Raw genomic sequence first — 21,119 nt, 5'->3', positions numbered from 1 at the left:
CGGGCCTTGCCGGGCGAGCGTTCTCGTGGGGTGCCGGCCTCGGCAACATCCGACAACCCGAGTGTTGCCCACCGACTCGTATCCGACACGCTAGCCGGTCCGTAGAACGCAGTCGCGACGAAGGGGGGGACAAACGGCGGAGCCTTGTCCGGGGAACCCCTACGATTCCTTACCGTGCCTATGCCGAAAGACCTTCCGAAACGCATCCTGATCGGGCGCGCGCTGCGCAGCGACAAGTTGGGCGAAACACTTCTTCCCAAGCGGATCGCGCTGCCCGTGTTCGCCTCGGACGCGCTCTCCTCGGTCGCGTACGCCCCCGAGGAGATCCTGCTCACGCTCTCAGTCGCGGGCGCCTCGGCGATCCACTTCTCGTGGCAGATCGGCGTCGTCGTCGCGGTCGTGATGCTCGCCGTGGTCGCCTCGTACCGACAGAACGTGCACGCCTATCCCAGTGGTGGCGGCGACTACGAGGTCGCGACCGTCAACCACGGGCCGGCCGCCGGTCTGGTGGTCGCCAGCGCGCTCATGGTCGACTACGTGCTCACCGTGGCCGTGTCGACCACGTCGGGCGTCGCCAACGTCGTCTCCGCCGTTCCCTCCCTACGCGGCCATGAACTGGTCGTGTCGGTGATCGTCGTCATCGTGCTGATGGGGATGAACCTGCGCGGTGTGCGCGAATCCGGTTCCGCCTTCGCCGTTCCCACCTACGCCTTCATGATCGGCGTCATAGGGATGGTCGGCTACGGGTTCGTCCGGCACTTCGTGCTCGGCCAGGACATGCCCGCCGAGAGCTCCGGCTTCACGCTGGAGGCCACCCCGGGCAACGCGTCGCTGGGTGGCATCGCCCTGGTGTTCCTGCTGCTGAAGTCGTTCTCCTCCGGCTGTGCCGCGCTCACCGGCGTGGAGGCGATCTCCAACGGCGTACCGGCCTTCCGCAAGCCGAAGAGCAAGAACGCCGCCACCACCCTGCTGATGATGGCGAGCATCGCCGTCGTGATGTTCATGGGCATCATCTGGCTGGCCCGGCTGACCGGCGTCCAGATGGCCGAGAACCCGGCCGAGCAGCTCGGCGGCGCCGGGGAGGGCTACCACCAGAAGACCGCGCTGGCCCAGATCAGCGAGGCCGTGTTCAGCAACTTCACGCCCGGCTTCTACTTCGTCGCCGCCGTGACCGGCCTGATCCTGGTGCTGGCCGCCAACACCGCCTTCAACGGCTTCCCGGTGCTCGGCTCGATCCTGGCCCAGGACCGCTACCTGCCGCGCCAGCTGCACACCCGCGGGGACCGGCTGGCGTTCTCCAACGGCATCATCCTGCTGGCGATCGCCGCGATCCTGTTCGTCATCGCCTTCGACGCCGACCCGAACCGGCTGATCCAGCTCTACATCGTCGGCGTCTTCGTGTCGTTCAACATGAGCCAGTCCGGCATGATCCGGCACTGGACCCGGCTGCTGCGCACCGAGACCGACCCGGCCAAGCGCGCCCACATGCAGCGCAGCCGGGCGATCAACACCTTCGGCCTGGTGATGACCATGGCGGTGCTGATCGTCGTCCTGGTCACCAAGATCAGCCACGCCTGGATCGCGATCGCGGCGATGGTCGTGCTGTTCGTGATGATGAAGGGCATCCGCCGCCACTACGACCGGATCTCCGAGGAGCTCATCGCCGCGGAGGAGCCGGACGACGTGGTGCTGCCCACCCGGGTGCACGCCATCGTGCTGGTCTCCAAGCTGCACAAGCCTGCGCTGCGCGCCCTCGCGTACGCCAAGCTGGCCCGTGCGCACACCCTGGAGGCCATCACGGTCAACGTGGACCCGGCCGACACCGCGGCGCTGCGCCAGGAGTGGGACGAGCGCGGCATCGAGGTGCCGCTCAAGGTGCTGGACTCGCCGTTCCGCGAGATCACCGGGCCGGTCCTGGACTACGTGAAGAACCTGCGCCGCAGCAGCCCGCGCGACGTGGTGTCGGTCTACATCCCCGAGTACGTGGTCGGCCACTGGTACGAGCACCTGCTGCACAACCAGAGCGCGCTGCGGCTCAAGGGGCGGCTGCTGTTCAAGCCCGGTGTGATGGTCACCTCGGTGCCCTGGCAGCTGGAGTCCTCGGAGCGGCGCAAGCCGCAGAAGGCCTGGTCGGCGCCGGGTGCCGTCCGGCGTGGCGAGCCTCGGGCCCCGAAGGCCGTAAAGTCGAAGGATTCCGTCTCCACCGGTACGAACGCCGGTGGCACCTCCGACCGCAGCAAGGACTCCTCCCAGTGACGCGCAACACTCCGTCCCGCTCCTCGGGCTCTTCCGGCAAGGGCTCCCGCCGGGGCGGCTCCCAGCCCGGGCAGGTCTCCCGGCCGCGCTGGGGCCGGCCGTCCCGTCCGGAGGCCACCGACCGCGACGGCCTGACCGCGCGCACCGCGCCGGTCGTGCCGGGGGAGCGGGAGCCGGAGGAGGACCGCCGACCGGGCCAGGGCCAGGCCGGCAAGGGCTCCTCGGCGAAGGGGTCCGCCGCCAAGGGCGCGGCCGGCAAGGGCGCCGCCGGTAAGGGCTCCACGGGCAAGGGCTCCGCCGGCAAGGGTGCCGCGGCGAAGGGTGCGGGCAGGGACGCGAGCGGGCCGGGCGCCGAGGGCGGGGCCCGGAAGGCGCCGCGCAAGCAGGCCGTCCGGCCGCCGAAGGCGCTGCGCACCGCCGCCGCGCGGCCCTCCCGGCCCGAGACGCCGTCCGGCGAGCCGCTCGCCGGACAGCGCTACGAGGTCGAGGTCGGCCCGGTCGCGCACGGCGGCGGGCACTGCGTGGCCCGGCACGAGGGGCGGGTGCTGTTCGTGCGGCACGCGCTGCCCGGCGAGAAGGTCGTCGCGCTGGTGACCGACGGCACGTCCACCTCGCGGTTCCTGCGGGCCGACGCGGTGGAGATCCTGGAGCCCGCCAAGGACCGGATCGAGGCGCCGTGCCCGTTCGCCGGGCCCGGCAAGTGCGGCGGCTGCGACTGGCAGCACGTGACCCCGGGCGGGCAGCGCAAGCTCAAGGCGGCGGTGCTGACCGAGCAGCTGGCCAAGCTGGCCGGGCTCACCCCGGCCGAGGCGGGCTGGGACGGCAGCGTCGAGCCGGTCGGCGGCAAGCTCCCGTCCGGCCAGGTGCCGGCCTGGCGCACCCGGGTGCAGTACGCGGTGGACGCGGAGACCGGCAAGGTCGGCCTGCGCAAGCACCGCTCGCACGAGGTGCAGCCGGTGGACCGCTGCCTGATCGCCGCCGAGGGCGTCACCGAGCTGGGCATCGAGTCCCGCGACTGGCCGGGCGTGGCGAGCGTCGAGGTGATCGCCGCGACCGGTTCCTCGGACCGCCAGGTGGTGCTGACCCCGCGCGACGGTGCCCAGCTGCCGCTGGTCGAGCTGGACAAGCCGGTGTCCATCGCCCGGGTGGACGAGCAGGGCGACGTGCACAAGGTGCACGGGCGCGGCTTCGTCCGCGAGCGGGCGGCCGGGCGGACCTGGCGGGTCAGCAACGGCGGCTTCTGGCAGATCCACCCGGAGGCGCCGGACACCCTGGTCGACGCCGTGCTGGACGGGCTGGACCCGCAGTGGGGCGAGAGCGCGCTCGACCTCTACTGCGGCGTCGGCCTGTTCGCCGGCGCGCTGGCCGACCGGGTCGGCGAGGAGGGCGCGGTGCTCGGCATCGAGTCCTCCAAGCAGGCCGTGGTCGACGCCCGGCACAACCTGGCCGCGCTGGACAACGTGCAGATCGAGTGCGACCGGGTCGAGACGCTGCTGCCGCGCACCGGCATCACCGCCACCGACCTGATCGTCCTGGACCCGCCGCGCGCGGGCGCCGGGCGCGAGACGGTGGCGCACCTGGTCGGCCTGGAGGCGCGCCGGATCGCGTACGTGGCCTGCGACCCGGCGGCGCTCGCCCGGGACCTGAAGTTCTTCCGCGAGGGCGGCTACCGGCTGGTCTCGCTGCGGGCCTTCGACCTGTTCCCGATGACGCACCACTTCGAGTGCGTGGCGATCCTGGAGCCGGCCGGGGAGTGATTCCGGGGACGGCCCGTTGGGCTGTCCGGTTGACCGATCGGTGGAGATTCCGGTGGAGCAGCCGGTGAGGAGGCGGTATCCGCTCGGCGGGTGCCGCCTCCTCGGCGTTGCCGGCCGGGCCGGTCAGGGCTCGTTGTGCTCCTCCTCGTCGGCGTCGTGCGGGAGGTCGATGCCGTGCTGGGCCGCGAGCCGGATGAGTGAGGCGATCCGGCCCTCGTACGCCTGGACGCCGTCGGCGTCCCCTTCGGCCCGTGCCGCCGCGAGGTCCTGCCGGGCCTGGGCGAGCTGCTCGCGCAGCTCCTGGTCGAACATGGCTGTCATCTGCCGGCCTCCACACCGGTCGGTGCCGCTCAGTGGAACGCTCAGGGGAGATCAGAGTCCCGGATGGTGCAGGACTCTTCAAGTCTCACTCGTCCTGGTGGGGTGGGGCGGCGACGGGCGGGTATGGGAGGTGGGCGGCCCGGAGCGGTGGTCGGTGACGGGGAGGTTGCGTGGGGGCGTGCGGCAGGTGTGCGGGCGGTGTGCGCGCGCCCTTGTTGTGCTAGCACTTCGGCGCTAGCTTGAAGGGCATGGCCAAGAAGCAGCTGAACGTCCGCGTGGACGCCACGACCGCGGAGATCGCCCGGGAACGGGCCGAGCAGCAGGGGATCAGCATGAACCAGTACATCGAGCGCCTGGTCCAGCAGGACATGGGCGAGTCCGGCCGGGCCTTCGTCGACGCGGCCGCGCAGTTCATGAAGGAGTACGAGACGTCCTTCCTCGCCGAGTTCGGGGAGCCGGGCGACCTCCAGGACGTGCGCCGTTGAAACTGGAGGTCGACCTCTCGTGGCTGCTCATGACCGCCGAGCAGTACACGCCCGGTGACCCGCAGGTCACCGACTACGGCTCGCTGCTCGCGGCCGTCACCCGGCATCAGGCCGAGATATTCGACATCGCCGTCTACCCCGAACCGCACGACCGCGCCGCCGCCCTGATGCACCAGCTGATCCGGGTGCCGGCCCTGGAGAAGACCAACGAGCTCTTCGCGACCGCCGTCGCGTACGCCTACCTCGTCGCCAGCGGCTGCACCGTCGCCACCACCGCCCGCGAGGTGCGCAGCCTCTCCCGGGCCATCCGCGAGGGGCGGCTCGGGGTGTCCGGCGTCGCCGAGCGGCTGGCGGCGTGGGTGGTGGACGAGGCCGAGGGGGAGGGCGTCAGCGGGGCTGACGACGAGGAGGAGGACGACGACTGACCTCCGTCCTCCCGTGCGTCGCGGCGGGGGCGTGACGGCTGCAGCCCTACCCGGGCGTGACCGCTGCGCCCCGCCGCCGTCCGGTCAGGCCTGCGGTGCGGCGGCGGGCTCGGCGATCAGGGCCGTCGCGAACGGGCGGAAGCCGGCCCGGCGGTAGATCCGGGCGACGTCCTCGTCGGCGGCGGACAGGAACACCGTCCCGACGCCGTTGGCCCGGGCGTGCGCGACCAGGACCGCGGTGACCGCGAGGCCCAGGCCGCGCCGACGGGCGGTGGGCAGTGTGCCCACGCCGACCACCTCGCCGACCGGGCCCACCGGGTTGTACTGGCCCGCGCACAGCACCGAACCGCCCTCCAGCGCGGCCGCCTGCACGGTGACCCCGTCGGTGATCCGCTGCGCGATCCGCGCCACCGCGCCGTCGGCCGCCAACCCCGCCACGCTCTGCGCCAGTTCGGCCGCACCGGCCGCGCCGATCGCGGTGCCCGGGGTTCCGAAGGCCACACGCGGGACGGCCACCGCCTCCGCCAGCTCGGGCGCGTCCGGGCCCAGCACCCGCACCTCGACCTGCTCCGGCAGCACCGGCGCCGGGGCCGGCTCGTCCCGTGCGCCCAACACCAGCAGCGGGTGCTCGTGCACCGTCAGGCCGGCCGCCTCGACGGCCGCGCGCAGCTCGGGATTCCGCTCGGCCACCCACTCGAAGGCCTCCGGCGCGCCCACCTCGCGCTGCCGCTCCAGCACCCGGCGGACGTCCTCGGCCGTGGCCGCCGGGCCGGTGTGGCCGGGCGTCGGACGGGCGTAGTAGTGCCAGCCGGTGTCGCCCTCGCGGACGAAGAGGGTCAGCGGGCCGAAGTCCTCGGCACGGGCGGCGCTGCGCGGTGCGGCGTCGTAGTAGCGCTCGATCTCGTCGAGCAGCGGGCGGTCGGGAGCATGATCGTCAGAAGTCACGGCGTGCATCAAAGCAGGGGCACGGGCGGGCTGCCACCGATTTGCCGCGCGTCGGGGCGGGGCGTCGGGGTAGGGGCCGGGGTGGTGGAGCGGGGCGTTCGGGCGGGGTTCGGCGGGGTGCGGACGGGGGCTGGGCGGGGCGCGGGCGGGGATTGTTGCCGAACGCTTACCGGCCCGCAGCGATCTTGTGCGGACAAAGCGTGCATGCTGATGCTTTTACAGCTCTGCCGAGGGGGACGGCGGACGTCTGCATTCGGCGAGGCAAGGGGGAAGACAGGCCCATGAGGCTCTGCTTTCTGGTGGAGGAACACTACCGGCGCGACGGCATGCCGCTCGACGTGGCGCGTCAGCTCACCGCGTGGGGGCACCGGGTGGACGTGCTGCGCCCCGGGGACTCGCTGATGGCGATCTCCGAGGCGGTCCGGGCCGGCAGCCACGACGCCTGGGTGCTCAAGACCGTCTCCGGCGGTCCCGGGCTGACCCTGCTGGAGGCGGCCGCCGCCGTCGGCCTCACCACGGTGAACGACGTGCGATCCATCCGGGGCGTCCGGGACAAGGCGCTCGCCGCGGTCATCGGCCGCACCCGCGGGCTGCCCGTCCCGGTGACGTACGCGGCGGCGCGCTGGGAGCGGCTCGCGGAGATCCCGACCGCCGAGTACCCGCTGGTGGTCAAGCCGGCCGACGGCAGCTCCGGGCGCGCCGTCCGGCTGGTGCGCAGCCCGGACCACCTGCTGGAGGTCGGGCCCGAACTGGCCGGCGAGGGGTTGCTGATCGCCCAGCCGTACGTGCCGAACTCGGGCACCGACCTGAAGGTGTACTGCGTCGACGGCGAGCTCTTCGCGACGGAACGTTCCTCCCCGCTGCACCCCGGGCAGGGCGTCCGGGAGCGGCAGGTGCCGCTGCCGGGGAGCGTCGCGCGGATCGTCGCGCAGGTCGGCGAGGTGTTCGGGCTGGACCTGTACGGGGTCGACGTGCTGCTCGGGCCGGACGGGCCGGTGGTGGTCGACATCAACGACTTCCCGAGCTTCCGGCAGGTGCCGGACGCCGTGGCCCGGGTCGCCCGCGCGGTGCTGAGGCTCGCCCGCAGCGGGACCGCCGTGTCGGTGCCCGGCGAGCCCGCCGCCCTGGTGTCGGCGGGCGGCGCCGATCGGTACGGGCAACTGGGCTTCGGCGAGGGGGAGTTGCTGTGAAGGTCGGGCTGATCACCGGGAACCCCGGGCACCCGGTGCTGGCGGCGACCGCGGCGCTGCTGGTGGAGGGCGGGCACGAGCTGGTGGTCGTGCCGCCGGTCGGGGCGTCTGCCGAGGCGCCGGTCGGCGCGTCCGCCGGGCCGTTCGCGGACGTGGCGGACGGCCCCGTGGACGTCTGTCTGCTGAAGGCCCGTACGCCCCGAGCGCTGTCGCTGGCACGGGAGTTCGAGCAGCGGGGCGTACCGGTGGTGAACTCGGCGGCGGCCACCGGACTCTGTCAGGACCGGGTGCGGATGGCCGACCTCGCGGCCGCCGCCGGACTGCCCTTCGCGGCCACCGTCGCCGCCGGGCCGCTGCGCGAACTCGCCGCCCCGGCCTACCCGTTCGTCGTCAAGAGCCGGCACAGCAGGCGGCACGACCTGGTCGCCCGGGTCGACGGCCCGGACCGGCTGCGCGAACTCGCCGAGCAGTGGCCCGAGGAGCCCGTCGTCACCCAGCCGTTCGTCCCCGGGACCGGCTGGGACCAGAAGCTGTGGGTGGTCGACGGGCGGGTCTTCGCCGCCCGCCGACGGTCCGAGCTCGCCACCGGATCGGGGGAGCCGGGCCGGGCCGAGGACTGGGAACCGCCCGCCGCGCGGGCCGCGCTCGCGCTGCGCGTCGGCGAGGTGTTCGGGCTCGACGTGTACGGGGTCGACCTGCTCGACGGGCCGGCCGAGCCCGTCATCGTGGACGTCAACGCCTTCCCCGGGATCCGCGGCCGGGCCGGCGCGCCCGAGGCGCTCGCCGCGCTCGCGCTGCGGGTCGCGGCGGAGCGGGGGCGGACGCCGGTGGGGCGGTTGGCGGTGCCGTCGGGGTCGTGAGGGGCGACCGGCGGGTCGGGGTGGTTAGGCTGGCTGGCGCCCCGACCGGCCGGGGCGTACGGCGAGAGAAGACGGAACGTTGCTGCAGGACATCGAGCGCTACCTGGCCTGCCCCCTCTGCGCGCAGGACCTCACCCGGCACGACCGCAGCCTGCGCTGCCCCTCCGGGCACAGCTTCGACCTCGCCAAGCAGGGCTACGTCAGCCTCCTCGCCGGCGACGCCCACACCGGCACCGGGGACACCGCCGGGATGGTCGCCGCCCGCTCCGACTTCCTCGCCGCCGGGCACTACCGGCCCATCGCGGACGCCCTCGCCGAGGCCGCAGTCGCGGCTGCCGCGGCGACCGCCGGTGATCGTGCAGGAGGCCCCGCCGCTGAGTCCGGTGGTCTGGTCGCCGACCTCGGCGCCGGCACCGGGCACTACCTGGCCCACGTCCTCGACGCCCTGCCCGACCGGGTCGGCGCGGCCCTCGACATCTCCAAGTACGCGCTGCGACGCGCCGCCAAGGCACACCCGCGGATCGGCGCCGTCGTCTGCGACGCCTGGCGCCCGCTGCCGCTACGCGACGCCTCCGCCGAGCTGATGCTCAACGTCTTCGCGCCGCGCAACGGGCCCGAGATCCGCCGGGCGCTGCGCCCCGGCGGCACCCTGCTGCTGGTCTCGCCCACCGCCCGCCACCTACGCGAACTCGTCGACGCGCTGGGGCTGTTGTCGGTGGACGAGGAGAAGCAGCGGCGGATCGACGAGAAGCTCGGGCCGTACCTGACGCCCGCGGACCGGCGGGAGGTCGAGTTCACCCTGCGGCTCGGCCCGCAGGACGTGCGCACCGTCGTCGGCATGGGGCCCAGCGCCTGGCACACCGACCCGGAGCGGCTGGAGGCCTCGCTCGCGGCCCTGCCGGACCCGGTCGAGGTGACCGCCTCGGTGACGGTGGCCGCCTACCGGCGCTGAGCGCCCGGGACTCGTTCGGCGTCGCTGCTGCGTGCCTCGGCGTTCTTCTGCGTGCTTCGAGGGCGCTTCGGCGTCGCTTCCGGGTGCGGTGGGTGGTCATCGGGGCGGGGTAGGGGCGCCACGTTGGGATGAATCTGGGGTGCAGGCACGTTTCCGCCGGTCGGCCTGCGGCTAACGTCCGACGGGTGAACCGCGACGCCACCAGGCCCGCCGGGCCGGCCCCCCTCCGACCGGACACCCCGGGGCCCGGCCGGTCGCCCGTGCCACGCCCCACCGTCGAGGAGCTCCGGCTCACCTCGTTCAAGTCCTACCGGCGCGCGGTGCTGCCCCTCGCGCCCCTGACCGTGCTCCACGGGCCCGCCGGGGTCGGCAAGTCCAACGCGCTCGACGCGCTCGCGGTGCTGTCCCGGCTCGCGCTCGGCGAGGAGCTCGCCGACTCGCTGGACGGGCTGCCCGACCGCGCCGGCCCGCTCGCCCTGCCCGTCCGGGGCGGCCTGCACGGCTGCGTTCCGCACGGGCGGGACGCGATCATCCTCGGCTGCACCGTCCGCTCCCCGCACGGCCGGATCCGGCTCGACGTCGTGATCCGGACGGACGGCCCGGTCCGGATCGCCCGGGAGTCGCTCACCCTCGACGGCCGGACCCTGATGGACACCGGCGAGCAGGACGTCCGCAACCGGCGGGTCAACGTCTGCTGGCACAACGACACCCGTCAGGGCGACATCCGGGCGCCCTTCCCCAGCGGCACCATGATCACCGCGCAGCTGCCGCTGCGGGTCGCGGGCTCGTCGGCCGGTGAGTGCCTGGTCCTGGCCGCCACCGAGGACCTGCTCACCGCGCTGCGCGAGGTCTTCCCGCTGCACCCCGTCCCCGCCCTGATGCGCGGCTGGGCCCGGGCCGACCCGCAGGCCAGGCTGCGCGGCAACGCCGCCAACATCTCCGCCGTCATCGCCCGGCTGGGCGACGAGTGCCAGCGCCGGTACGGGCAGCTCCTGCGCGTCGTGCAGTCCGCCGCGCCGCATCCGCTGCTGGGGCTCACCGTGGCCGAGCGGACGGGCGACGAGGGCGTGCGGCGGGTCCTGGCCGTCTTCGACGAGGGTGTGCTCGGGCGCACCGGGGCCGACCAGGCCTCCGACGGCATGCTGCGGCACCTCGCGTTCGCCGCGGTGCTGCTGACCGGGGCCGGGGTGCTCGACCTCGACGTGGCCGCCGAGGTGCCGTGGGCGCACCGGCAGCTCACCGTACTCGCCGAGGACCTGGGGGCGGGGCTGTCCACCGAGCAGACCGCCACGTTGCTGCGGCTGGCACGGGACATGGCGGACCGCAGCCAGCTGCGGGTGGTGGCGGCGCTGCAGGAGCCGGGGGCGGTGCGGGAGGCGCTGGGCGGCGATCCGCGGCCGGGCGGGGTGGCGGTGGTGGAGTGCCGGCGGGATCCCGGCTCGGGGTTCACGGTGCTGCGGCCGGAGCCGGCCCGGCCGCCGGCCCGGGTCCCGTTCCAGGGCGGGCGCGGGGAGGGGGCCGACGGTGCCGACGGGGTTGACGGAGCTGACAGTGCCTACGGGGCCGGCGGTGCCGACGGTGCGGGGGAAGGGGCGGGGACGGCGGTGGACGGGTTCGGGGTGGAGGGGTCCGGGCCGGTGGCGGGCGGCGATGGGGTAGACCTGGAGGGGTGAGCGAACGAGTGACGGGACCGGGGGAGCCGACCCTGGAGGCCCTGAGGCAGCGGCTGGTGGACTTCGCGGCGGCCCGGCGGTGGGAGCCCTTCCACACGCCGAAGAACCTGGCGGCGGCGCTGAGCGTGGAGGCGGGGGAGCTGCTGGAGATCTTCCAGTGGCTGACGCCCGAGCAGGCCGCCGCGGTGATGTCCGAGCCGGAGCGCGCGCACCGGGTGCGCGACGAGGTCGCGGACGTGCTGGCGTATCTGCTGCAGTTCTGCACGGCGGTCGGGGTGGACCCGCTGGAGGCCCTCGCGGCCAAGATCGAGCGCAACGAGCACCGCTTCCCGGTGCCGGAGGAGCCGACGGACGTCAACTCGGACGTGAGCGATCAACCCTTGTGAGGGACGAGGTTATCCACAACCCCCGACTTTTCCACAGCTTCTGACAAGGCGGATGCGGGTTTCCGCGCTTCCTCGCACGCTGTCGCCGTGACCATCCGGCCGCCTCCTCGGCGGCCGGGGCGACAGCGAGCGAGAGAGGAGCGGTGGCCATGGAGGCGCTGCGACTGATCAAGACGGCCCGGCACGCGCTGGCCGAGGCCCGGCACGTACCGGATGTGCTGGCCGAGGCGCGGCAGGCCGCGCTGCTCACCGAGGCGGTGGGTGCCCGGCTGGCGGAGTCGGCGGACGAGGAGCTCACCGGGCTGGGCCAGCAGCTCGCCGAGGCCGGGGCGCACGCGGCGGTCTGCCTGGACCGCTCCGTCGTCCGGGCCGCCCTGGTGAGCGGCGGCCGGGCGGCGCGGCTCACCGGACTCGGAGAGCCGGCCGCGGCCCTGGGCGCGCTGGAGGGGCTGCTGCAGGAGGTCGGGGAGACGCTGGTGGTGCTGGCCTGCGGGGCCGAAACCGAGAGCCTCTACTGGACGTGCATCGACGGCGTCGACGCGGTGTCGGAGTGCAAGGAGCTGGCCGGGCGGCTGCGCGAGGCAGCCGGCCGGGCCGATGGCGCGGAGCGGGCGGCGCTCGGCGGGGCGGAGCCCGAACGGGCCGACTGCGGCTCCCCGTTACTCGTCGTCAGGCTCGGCCCGCCGGATGACCACGACGCACGGGACGGTAGCGAGTCACGTGATGGCGGCGGGGCACGGGAGGTCGACGACGGCCGCCCGCCGGGGGAGAGTCGCCCGCCGGACGACGACGGCCCGCCGGGTGGGGGCGGGCCGTCGGAGCGGGAGCGGGCGGCCGGCTACCGGGTGCCCGGCACGGTCGGAGCCTCGGAGGTGTCCGTGCCGGTCGGATAGGTGGCGGGCTCGGTGTCCCGGAGGCCGGAGGACTGCAGCGCGGCGAGATCCGCGGTGACCGAGGCGAGCAGTTCCTGCATCTGCTCCAGCAGGCTCTTGGGGGCGTCGGGCCCGGCCCAGGCGCCGTCGGCCGAGCCCGTCGGGCTGCTCGGGGGCTGCGGCGTGGCAGAGGGTTCGGACATGGCGGGACCTCTTCGGATCGGTGGTGCGGTGTGCCGCAGCGACCAACGAACCGCGCCGGTGGCGGGTCACCGGGCACCACCCGATGCGGTCCGACTCCGGTACGCCGTAAGCCTCCCGGGTGAGCCCGGGTTGCCGCCGCGCCGTGGCCTGGGCTAGGCGGTGGCCCGGTGCGGTGCGGTGCGGTGCGGTGCGGTGCGGTGCGGTGCGGTGCGGTGCGGTGCGGTGCGGTGCGGTGCGGTGCGGTGCGGCCCGGAGGCACAGGGCACGCGGACCGCACGCCCCGGCGCAGCGCGCCACGACTCAACGATGAGGAAGAACGGAGGTGGAGGAAGGCGGCGAAGGGGGAACACCCACCCCTTGCCACTCTCAAGGTATAGCGCAAGGGGGGTCTTGCGGCAAGGCCCCCGTGGTGGCGCACAATCGCAGGCCTCAGATCGGAGTTGATGCCATGACCCCCCTGACCACCAGCGCGTTCGACCTTCCCGACCGCCTCGCCGCCAAGGCCGACCCGGCACTGATCGGCGACGACGAGCGGCACTTCGCGGCCATCGCGGAGAGCCTCGAAGCGACGATCGCCGAGCTGTCCGACCGCCTCGACGCCGTGCGCCGGGCACCGGGCGGCAAGGGCCGGGAGGCGATGGACCGGGACATCGAGGTCCACAGGCTGACCGGTCGCCTGCGGGCGCTGCGCCGCTTCGGCCTGGACCTCTGTCTCGGCCACGTCGTTCGCGCGGACGACGTGGAGCCGGTGTACATCGGGCGGCTCGGCCTCACCGACAGCGAGGGGCGCCGGCTGCTGGTGGACTGGCGCTCGCCCGCGGCCGAGCCCTTCTTCGCGGCGACGCACGCAGATCCGATGGGGCTGGTGAGCCGCCGTCGGTACCGCTGGACCGGTGGCCGGATCGGCGACTACTGGGACGAGGTGTTCACCACCGAGGCCCTGGAGGGGCACGCCGCCCTGGACGACCAGTCCGCCTTCATCGCGAGCCTCGGCGGCAACCGCTCGGCCCGGATGCGGGACGTGCTGGCCACCATCCAGGCCGACCAGGACGCCGTCATCCGGGCCGGCTCCCGGGGCGCCCTGGTGGTCGACGGCGGTCCGGGCACCGGCAAGACCGTCGTCGCGCTGCACCGTTCCGCGTACCTGCTCTACTCCGACCCGCGCCTCGGCCACCGGCGGGGCGGTGTGCTGTTCGTCGGCCCGCACCAGCCGTACCTGTCGTACGTCGCCGACGTCCTGCCCAGCCTCGGCGAGGAGGGCGTGCGGACCTGCACCGTGCGGGACCTGGTCGCGGAAGGGACGAAGGCGGGGGCCGAGGCCGATCCGGAGGTGGCCCGGCTGAAGTCCACGGTCGACATGGTGAAGGCGATCGAGAAGGCCGTCCGCTTCTACGAGGAGCCGCCCACGGAGGGCATGGCGGTCACGACCCACTGGTCCGACCTCTGGCTGAGCGCCGACGACTGGGCCGACGCCTTCGCCGCGCCGGACCCGGGCACCCCGCACAACGAGGCGCGCGAGCAGATCTGGGAGGAGCTCACCACGATCCTGCTGGACAAGCTGGGCGAGGACGAGGAGGAGGTGTCGCCCGAGCTGTTCCGCCGCTCGCTGCGGCAGGACCGCGAGCTGGTGGAGACCCTCAACCGCGCGTGGCCGCTGCTCGAAGCGGCCGACCTGGTCGGCGACCTCTGGTCGGTGCCCGCCTACCTGCGGATGTGCGCTCCCTGGCTCGACCCCGAGGAGGTCCGCAAGCTGCAGCGCAAGGAGGCGCCCCAGGCCTGGACGGTGTCCGACCTGCCGCTCCTGGACGCCGCCCGGCAGCGGCTCGGCGATCCGGAGGCGGCGCGGCGGCAGCGCCGGCGCGAGGCCGCGGTCGCGGCCGAGCGGGCCCGCATGGCCGACGTCATCGGTGACCTGCTCCAGGCCGACGACGACGGCGAGGGCGCGGTGACGATGCTGCGCGGGCGGGACCTCCAGGACAGCCTGGTGGACGAGACCGCCCTGCCCGTCGCCGATCCGGAGCCGCTGGCCGGCCCGTTCGCGCACGTCGTGGTGGACGAGGCCCAGGAGCTGACCGACGCGGAGTGGCAGATGCTGCTGCTGCGCTGCCCGTCCCGGAGCTTCACCATCGTCGGGGACCGCGCGCAGGCCAGGCACGGCTTCACGGAGTCGTGGCTGGAGCGGCTGGAGCGGATCGGGCTCGACCGCGCCACGGTGGCCTCGCTGAGCATCAACTACCGGACGCCGGAGGAGGTCATGGCCGAGGCCGAGCCCGCCATCCGGGCCGCCCTGCCGGACGCCAACGTGCCGACCTCCGTCCGCAGCAGCGGCATCCCCGTGGTGCACGGGGCGGTGTCGGAGCTGGACGCGGTCCTGGACGGCTGGCTCGCCGAGCACGCCGAGGGTGTCGCCTGTGTGATCGGCGCCCCCGACTTCCGGGCCCGGCCGCGGGTGCGGTCGCTGACCCCGGAACTGTCGAAGGGGCTGGAGTTCGACCTGGTCGTCCTGGTCGATCCGGAGGCGTTCGGCGGGGGCGTGGAGGGCGCCGTCGACCGCTACGTCGCGATGACCAGGGCGACCCAGCGGCTGGTGGTCCTCAGGAGCTCGTGAGACGGGAGTGAACAGCGGTGAACAGGAGGGACCAGAGGGGCGCCGAGCGTGCGGAGGGGCCGTACCGCCCGTCGCCCGGTCGAGTGACGCGGGTGTCGGCAGACGGCTCCCGGACGCCAGACTGGGGCGATGGACGAGGAGGAACCGCTGGCGTCGTGGGCGGCCAGGCGGGAGCAACGGCTGCGGCCGGTAGGGCAGTTGCGGGCCGTCCGGCTCGCGGACGGACGGCCGGGCGGTGCCCACGTGGCGCCGGGCGAGCCGCGGCTGATCGTGCGCTGGGACGGCTACCAGTGGCTGCCGGAGACGGTGGCCGAGGACTACGCGGCCGCCCAGCGGATCCTGCACGGCGTCGAAGGCGACGGCCTGCGGCGCCCCGGGTACCGGGCGCCGCGGCCGACCAAGCCACCGGGGCGCCACCGCAAGCCCCGTGGGGTGTGAGGCACCGCGGGGAGCCGCTCGTCGCCCGGTTGCTGCGCGTGACGCGCGGCGGGTGGCGCGGGTGCCGGGCCGGGCGAGCCTCGGCGCCCCGCGGGCGCCTGACGACGTCCGACGACGCGAGCGGGGCCCGGCGCCACCCGGCGCCGGACCCCGACCGTCGTGGCCCGTACGTCAGTTGTGGGCGTGCAGGTCCGCGTTCAGGCCGCCCCAGGAGCCGGAGCGGGCGATGACCTCGACCGCGCCGGTCTGCGAGTTGCGGCGGAACAGCAGGTTGTCCTGGCCGGACAGCTCGACGGCCTTGGCCACCGTGCCGTCCGGGGTGGTGACCCGGGTGCCGGCGGTGACGTACAGGCCGGCCTCGACCACGCAGTCGCTGCCGAGCGAGATGCCGATGCCCGCGTTGGCACCGAGCAGGCAGCGCTCGCCGACCGAGACGACCTGCTTGCCGCCACCCGACAGGGTGCCCATGATCGAGGCGCCGCCGCCGATGTCGCTGTGGTCGCCGACGACGACGCCCGCGCTGATCCGGCCCTCGACCATGGAGGTGCCCAGCGTGCCGGCGTTGAAGTTGACGAAGCCCTCGTGCATCACGGTGGTGCCGACGGCCAGGTGCGCGCCCAGCCGGACGCGGTCGGCGTGGGCGATGCGCACACCGGTCGGGGCGACGTAGTCGGTCATCCGCGGGAACTTGTCGATCCCGAACACGGCCAGCTGGCCGCCCTGGGCGCGCACCGCGAGGCGGGCCTGCTCGACCTTGTCCACCGGGACGGGGCCGATGCTGGTCCACGCGACGTTGGCCAGCAGGCCGAAGATGCCGTCCAGGTTCAGGCCGTGCGGCTTGACCAGGCGGTGGCTGAGCAGGTGCAGGCGCAGGTACACGTCGTGCGTGTCGAGCGGCTTCTCGTCCAGCGAGGCGATGGTGGTGCGCACGGCGACCACCTCGACGCCGCGGCGCGCGTCGGCGCGCAGCGCCTCGGCCGCGCCGGTGCCGAGCTCGGCCTCGGCCTGCTCGGCGGTCAGGCGGACGGTGCCGGCCGGGCCGGGCTCGGCGGCCAGAACGGGGGTGGGGTACCACGTGTCGAGGACGGTGCCGTCGGCGGCGATGGTGGCCAGGCCGGTGGCCACGGCGCCGTTCGCCGGGGAGGTGGATTCGAGCGAGGTGGATTCAGCAGTCACATCGTGCACGTTAACCAATGCGGGGCCCCGGTGCCGAACACGCCCACCGTCCGGACCCGCCCGCCGTCCGGACCTGCCCGGCGTCCGGGCCCGCCCACCGTCCGGACCTGCCCGGCGGACTTCCCGGCCTCGGGGCCCCGGGCGGGAAAACCCCGTGCTCAGCGCCGTTTCGCTGAGCAATACTTCGGCGGGTGTTCATGTCGATCTCCACCACCGGCAGCGCCGAGGACCCGGCCACGGATCTCGGGTTCCTGCTGCACAAGCATCCCGGCAAGGTCCAGCGCTTCACGACGTCGCACGGTGAGGCCCACGTCTTCTACCCCGAGGCGGGGGACGAGGTCTGCACGGCGGCGCTGCTGCTGGACATCGACCCGGTCGCACTGGTCCGCAAGGGCCGGGGCGACGGCAGGGGGCGCGGCGGCTCGCCCGACTTCGCGCTCGCCCAGTACGTCAACGACCGCCCGTACGCCGCGTCCTCGCTCCTCGCGGTGGCGCTGCGGACGGTGTTCCGGTCCGCGATGAAGGGCGCCTGCCCGGCCCGTCCCGAACTGCCGGGGCGGGCGCGTCCGCTGCGGATCGAGCTGCCCGCCGTGCCCGCGAACGGCGCGGGCGAGGGCGGCGGCCCGGCGATGGTGGCCCGGCTGTTCGAGCCGCTGGGCTGGCGGGTCGAGGCCGTGGCGATCCCGCTGGACGAGTCGTTCCCGGAGTGGGGCGACTCCCGGTACGTGCGGATCGCGCTCGTCTCCGAGGCGGTGCGGCTCGCCGACGCGCTCCAGCAGCTGTACGTGCTGCTGCCGGTGCTGGACGGCGCCAAGCACTACTGGGTCGCCCCGGACGAGGTGGACAAGCTGCTCGCCGCCGGCGAGGGCTGGCTGGCCGCCCACCCGGAGCGTGCTCTGATCACCCGTCGCTACCTGGCCCGGCGCTGGTCGCTGACCCGGGCCGCGATGGAGCGCCTGGAACTGGCCCGGCTCGCCGAGGCGGACGACCGTGAGGTCGAGGAGGTCGACAACGCGGTCGACGACCGGCCCGAGGAGGAAGGCGCCCGGCCCGAGGAGGAGGGCACTCAGGGGAGCGGGGAGCGGCCGGCGGAGCCCGAGCGGCCCCGTCCGCCGTCCCTCGCCGAGCAGCGCCGTGCCGCGATCCTCGACGCCCTCCGCGAGACCGGGGCCGCCCGCGTCGCGGACCTCGGCTGCGGCCAGGGCGAGCTGATCGGCGAGCTGCTGAAGGACGCCCGGTTCACCGGGATCCTCGGCGTGGACGTGTCCGTGCGGGCACTGCAGGCGGCGAGCCGCAAGCTGCGCCTGGACCGGCTGCCCGAGCGGCAGGCGGCCCGGGTGACGCTGGCGCAGGGCGCGCTGACGTACACCGACGCCCGGTTGAAGGGCTTCGACGCGGCAGTGCTGTGCGAGGTGATCGAGCACCTGGACCTGCCGCGGCTGCCCGCCCTGGAGTACGCCGTGTTCGGCGCGGCCCGGCCCCGGGCCGTGGTGGTCACCACGCCGAACGCCGAGTACAACGTCCGCTGGGAGAGCCTGCCGGCGGGCACCGTCCGGCACGCCGACCACCGCTTCGAGTGGTCCCGCGCCGAGTTCGGCGCCTGGGCCGAGAAGGTCGCGGCCGCCTACGGCTACACCGTGGTGCTGCGCCCGGTCGGCCCGCAGGACGAGGAGGTCGGCGCACCGACCCAGCTCGCCCTGTTCACGGCCACCGTCGACGGGCCGGCCACTGCCGTCGACGCGCCGCCCACTGCCGTCGACGCGCCGCCCATCACCGTCGACGCGCCGGCCACCACCGGAGCAGCCACCACCACGACGCCCGAAGGAGGCGAACCCCGATGACCGACGCCACGGTCGACGCGACGACCGAGAGCACCGCCCCCCGCCTCCTGCCCGTCACCGACGTCTCGCTCGTCGTCCTGATCGGCACCAGCGGCGCGGGCAAGTCCACCTTCGCCCGCCGCCACTTCCTGCCCACCCAGGTGGTCTCCTCCGACTTCTGCCGGGGCCTGGTCGCGGACGACGAGAACGACCAGTCCGCCTCCGCCGAGGCCTTCGACCTCCTGCACTACATCGTCGGCAAGCGCCTGGCGGCGGGCCGGCTGACCGTCGTGGACGCCACCAACGTCCAGCCCGAGGCCCGCCGGCAGCTGGTCCGGATCGCCCGTGAGCACGACGTGCTGCCGATCGCGATCGTCCTGGACGTTCCGCCGGGGGTGTGTGCCGAGCGCAACCGGTCCCGCCCGGACCGCCAGCTGCCCGCCCATGTCATCCCGCGCCAGAACCGCGAGCTGCGCCGCTCCCTGCGCGGCCTGGAGCGCGAGGGCTTCCGCAAGGTGCACATCCTGCGCGGCGAGGCCGAGGTGGCGGCGGCCGAGGTCGTGCCGGAGAAGCGCTACAACGACCTGCGCCACCTCACCGGTCCGTTCGACGTCGTGGGCGACATCCACGGCTGCCGTTCGGAGCTGGAGACCCTGCTGACCCGTCTCGGCTACTCCCTGACCCGGGACGCCGAGGGCCGCCCGGTGGACGCCGCGCACCCGGCGGGCCGTACCGCCGTCTTCGTCGGGGACCTGGTCGACCGCGGCCCCGACACCCCGGGCGTGCTGCGCCTGGTGATGGGCATGGTCGCGGCGGGCCACGCGATCTGCGTGCCCGGCAACCACGAGAACAAGCTCGGCCGGGCGATGGACGGCAAGAAGGTCACCGTCTCGCACGGCCTGAAGGAGTCGCTGGACCAGCTGGCGGGCGAGTCCGAGGAGTTCCGGGCCGAGGTCCGGGAGTTCATGCGCGGCCTGGTCAGTCACTACCTGCTGGACGGCGGCGCGCTGGTGGTCTCCCACGCCGGTCTGCCGGAGAAGTACCACGGCCGCAACTCGGGCCGGGTCCGCTCGCACGCGCTGTACGGGGAGACCACCGGCGAGACCGACGAGTACGGCCTGCCGGTGCGCTACCCGTGGGCGGAGGAGTACCGCGGCCGGGCGCTGGTGGTCTACGGCCACACCCCGGTGCCGACGGCGGGCTTCGTCAACAACACCCTCTGCCTGGACACCGGCTGCGTCTTCGGCGGCAGCCTGACCGCGCTGCGCTACCCGGAGCGCGAGCTGGTGAGCGTGGAGGCGGAGCGCGAGTGGTACGCCCCGGTGCGTCCGCTGATCACCGACGCGCCGGGTGCGCGCGAGGGCCGTCCGCTGGACCTCGCCGACGTGGCCGGGCGCCGGATCGTCGAGACCCGCCTGCACGGGCGGGTCGCCGTCCGGGAGGAGAACGCGGCGGCCGCACTGGAGGTGATGAGCCGCTTCGCGCTGGACCCGCGGCTGCTGGCCTACCTGCCGCCGACCATGGCGCCGAGCGCCACCTCCCGCCGGGACGGCTACCTGGAGCACCCGGAGGAGGCGTTCCTCGCCTACCGCGCGGACGGCGTGCGCCACCTGGTGTGCGAGGAGAAGCACATGGGCTCGCGCGCGGTGCTGCTGGTCGCCCGGGACGGTGCCGCGCTGGAGCGCCGCTTCGGTGTGGCCGGCCCGGGTGCGATCTGGACCCGTACCGGCCGGGCGTTCCTCGACGACGACGGGCTGACTGCCGCCGTGCTGGGGCGGGTCCGGTCGGCCGCCGAGCGGGCCGGGCTGTTCGAGGAGCTGGGTACCGACTGGCTGCTGCTGGACGCCGAGCTGATGCCGTGGTCGCTGAAGGCGGTGGAGCTGCTGCGCCGCCAGTACGCGGCGGTCGGCGCGGCGGCGGGCGCGGCCCTGCCGGAGGTGCTGTCCGCCCTGGAGCGGGCGGCCGGGCGCGGCCTGGACCTCGCGGACCTGACCGCCCGCCAGCGGCAGCGCTCCGCCGACGCGGGGGCGTTCACCGAGGCGTACCGGCGGTACTGCTGGCCGACCGAGGGCCTGTCGGGCATCCGGCTGGCGCCGTTCCAGCTGCTGGCCGCCGAGGGGGCGAACCTGGCGGTGCGTCCGCACGACGAGCACCTGGCCTGGATCGACCGCCTGGTGGCGGCCGACGACGGGGAGGAGCCGGTGCTGCACCGCACCGGCCGGGTCCTGGTGGACACCGAGGACGAGGCCTCGACGGCGGCCGCCACCGCCTGGTGGGAGGAGCTGACCGGTGCGGGCGGCGAGGGCATGGTGGTCAAGCCGCTGGCCTCGCTGGTGCGGACCACGCGTGGTGAGGGCCGTCCGGGCGGACTGGTGCAGCCGGGGATGAAGGTGCGGGGGCGGGAGTACCTGCGGATCATCTACGGCCCGGACTACACCGAGCACCTGGACCGGCTGCGTCAGCGCTCGCTGGGCCACAAGCGCTCACTGGCGCTGCGCGAGTACGCGCTGGGGCTGGAGGCGCTGGACCGGCTGGCGGCCGGGGAGCCGCTGTGGCGGGTGCACGAACCGGTGTTCGCGGTGCTGGCGCTGGAGTCCGAGCCGGTCGACCCGCGGCTGTAGCGGCGCGGAGCCTGCGGAACCGGGCAGAGGGGAGTCCCGTCCGACGGGACTCCCCTCTCTCATCCCCATGTCTGTATAGAAATTCCAAGTATCGTATACACTTGCCAGCCTTCCCCCTCGTCCCGTCACC

The 21,119-nt window shown here is 74.3% G+C and carries 18 protein-coding genes; 14 read left to right on the top strand and 4 right to left on the bottom strand.

Annotated features, from left to right (window positions below):
- Nucleotides 1-180 precede the first annotated feature (180 nt).
- Together IE332_RS33220 and IE332_RS33215 are read left to right on the top strand one after the other, a co-directional pair.
- A complete protein-coding gene (locus tag IE332_RS33220) occupies nucleotides 181-2,256 on the top strand; it encodes an APC family permease (RefSeq protein ID WP_189923793.1) in 2,076 nt (691 codons plus the stop codon).
- A 407-nt stretch (nucleotides 2,257-2,663) separates the two neighbouring features.
- Nucleotides 2,664-4,013 carry a class I SAM-dependent RNA methyltransferase gene (locus IE332_RS33215; protein WP_189923813.1) on the top strand — a complete coding sequence of 450 codons (1,350 nt, stop codon included), beginning with the start codon at nucleotides 2,664-2,666 and terminating at the stop codon, nucleotides 4,011-4,013.
- A gap of 123 nt (nucleotides 4,014-4,136) precedes the next feature.
- Here IE332_RS33215 and IE332_RS33210 read toward each other — a convergent pair whose 3' ends face one another.
- Nucleotides 4,137-4,334, bottom strand: a complete 198-nt coding sequence (locus IE332_RS33210; RefSeq protein ID WP_189923791.1) for a hypothetical protein — start codon at nucleotides 4,332-4,334, stop codon at nucleotides 4,137-4,139.
- Nucleotides 4,335-4,582: 248 nt separating this feature from the next.
- Between IE332_RS33210 and IE332_RS33205 the strand changes: the two genes are divergently transcribed.
- Nucleotides 4,583-4,819 (top strand): toxin-antitoxin system HicB family antitoxin, encoded by a 237-nt coding sequence (locus tag IE332_RS33205; protein ID WP_189923789.1) that lies wholly within the window; start codon nucleotides 4,583-4,585, stop codon nucleotides 4,817-4,819.
- Nucleotides 4,820-4,848: 29 nt separating this feature from the next.
- The gene (locus IE332_RS33200) at nucleotides 4,849-5,244 is read left to right on the top strand and encodes a fic family toxin-antitoxin system, toxin component (protein ID WP_373313904.1); all 396 of its coding nucleotides are present in this window, start codon (nucleotides 4,849-4,851) and stop codon (nucleotides 5,242-5,244) included.
- 84 nt (nucleotides 5,245-5,328) lie between these two features.
- Here IE332_RS33200 and IE332_RS33195 read toward each other — a convergent pair whose 3' ends face one another.
- The gene (locus tag IE332_RS33195) at nucleotides 5,329-6,189 is read right to left on the bottom strand and encodes a GNAT family N-acetyltransferase (protein WP_229929099.1); all 861 of its coding nucleotides are present in this window, start codon (nucleotides 6,187-6,189) and stop codon (nucleotides 5,329-5,331) included.
- Nucleotides 6,190-6,470: 281 nt separating this feature from the next.
- Here IE332_RS33195 and IE332_RS33190 point away from each other — a divergent pair, with 281 nt between their 5' ends.
- From IE332_RS33190 to IE332_RS33165, 6 genes are all read left to right on the top strand, one after another.
- Complete coding sequence (locus tag IE332_RS33190) at nucleotides 6,471-7,379, top strand: ATP-grasp domain-containing protein (protein WP_189923783.1); 909 nt, start codon at nucleotides 6,471-6,473, stop codon at nucleotides 7,377-7,379.
- Complete coding sequence (locus IE332_RS33185; RefSeq protein ID WP_189923781.1) at nucleotides 7,376-8,239, top strand: ATP-grasp domain-containing protein; 864 nt, start codon at nucleotides 7,376-7,378, stop codon at nucleotides 8,237-8,239. The genes IE332_RS33190 and IE332_RS33185 overlap by 4 nt, the downstream gene beginning before the upstream one ends.
- Nucleotides 8,240-8,318: 79 nt before the next feature.
- Nucleotides 8,319-9,191 (top strand): putative RNA methyltransferase, encoded by an 873-nt coding sequence (locus IE332_RS33180; protein ID WP_189923778.1) that lies wholly within the window; start codon nucleotides 8,319-8,321, stop codon nucleotides 9,189-9,191.
- A gap of 260 nt (nucleotides 9,192-9,451) precedes the next feature.
- Nucleotides 9,452-10,864 (top strand): AAA family ATPase, encoded by a 1,413-nt coding sequence (locus IE332_RS33175; protein WP_189923776.1) that lies wholly within the window; start codon nucleotides 9,452-9,454, stop codon nucleotides 10,862-10,864.
- On the top strand, nucleotides 10,861-11,250 hold the full coding sequence (locus tag IE332_RS33170; protein ID WP_229929098.1) for a nucleotide pyrophosphohydrolase: 390 nt from the start codon (nucleotides 10,861-10,863) through the stop codon (nucleotides 11,248-11,250). The genes IE332_RS33175 and IE332_RS33170 overlap by 4 nt, the downstream gene beginning before the upstream one ends.
- 149 nt (nucleotides 11,251-11,399) lie before the next feature.
- The gene (locus IE332_RS33165; protein ID WP_189923774.1) at nucleotides 11,400-12,143 is read left to right on the top strand and encodes a DUF6099 family protein; all 744 of its coding nucleotides are present in this window, start codon (nucleotides 11,400-11,402) and stop codon (nucleotides 12,141-12,143) included.
- Here IE332_RS33165 and IE332_RS33160 read toward each other — a convergent pair.
- Nucleotides 12,089-12,325, bottom strand: coding sequence for a hypothetical protein (locus tag IE332_RS33160; RefSeq protein WP_189923815.1), 237 nt, complete (start codon nucleotides 12,323-12,325; stop codon nucleotides 12,089-12,091). The two genes, IE332_RS33165 and IE332_RS33160, sit on opposite strands and share 55 nt — an antisense overlap.
- Before the next feature lie 449 nt (nucleotides 12,326-12,774).
- Here IE332_RS33160 and helR point away from each other — a divergent pair, with 449 nt between their 5' ends.
- Nucleotides 12,775-14,934 carry an RNA polymerase recycling motor ATPase HelR gene (gene helR, locus IE332_RS33155; protein WP_189923772.1) on the top strand — a complete coding sequence of 720 codons (2,160 nt, stop codon included), beginning with the start codon at nucleotides 12,775-12,777 and terminating at the stop codon, nucleotides 14,932-14,934.
- 129 nt (nucleotides 14,935-15,063) lie between these two features.
- Entirely contained in the window at nucleotides 15,064-15,372 is a 309-nt protein-coding gene (locus IE332_RS33150) for a DUF6087 family protein (protein ID WP_189923770.1), read from the top strand.
- Between the two features lie 171 nt (nucleotides 15,373-15,543).
- On the opposite strand, the gene dapD is transcribed toward IE332_RS33150, so the two are convergent.
- A complete protein-coding gene (dapD, locus tag IE332_RS33145; RefSeq protein ID WP_189923768.1) occupies nucleotides 15,544-16,548 on the bottom strand; it encodes a 2,3,4,5-tetrahydropyridine-2,6-dicarboxylate N-succinyltransferase in 1,005 nt (334 codons plus the stop codon).
- Nucleotides 16,549-16,739: 191 nt separating this feature from the next.
- Here dapD and IE332_RS33140 point away from each other — a divergent pair, with 191 nt between their 5' ends.
- The gene (locus IE332_RS33140) at nucleotides 16,740-18,389 is read left to right on the top strand and encodes a 3' terminal RNA ribose 2'-O-methyltransferase Hen1 (RefSeq protein WP_189923766.1); all 1,650 of its coding nucleotides are present in this window, start codon (nucleotides 16,740-16,742) and stop codon (nucleotides 18,387-18,389) included.
- Nucleotides 18,386-20,989 (top strand): polynucleotide kinase-phosphatase, encoded by a 2,604-nt coding sequence (locus IE332_RS33135; protein WP_189923764.1) that lies wholly within the window; start codon nucleotides 18,386-18,388, stop codon nucleotides 20,987-20,989. Before IE332_RS33140 ends, IE332_RS33135 begins: the two co-directional genes overlap by 4 nt.
- The last annotated feature ends 130 nt before the right edge of the window (nucleotides 20,990-21,119 follow it).

Origin of the sequence: Kitasatospora xanthocidica, assembly GCF_014656195.1 — a bacterium.
Classification (GTDB): domain Bacteria; phylum Actinomycetota; class Actinomycetes; order Streptomycetales; family Streptomycetaceae; genus Kitasatospora; species Kitasatospora xanthocidica.
Note: the sequence above shows the minus strand (reverse complement) of the source record. Positions and strands in the feature narration are given on the sequence as shown.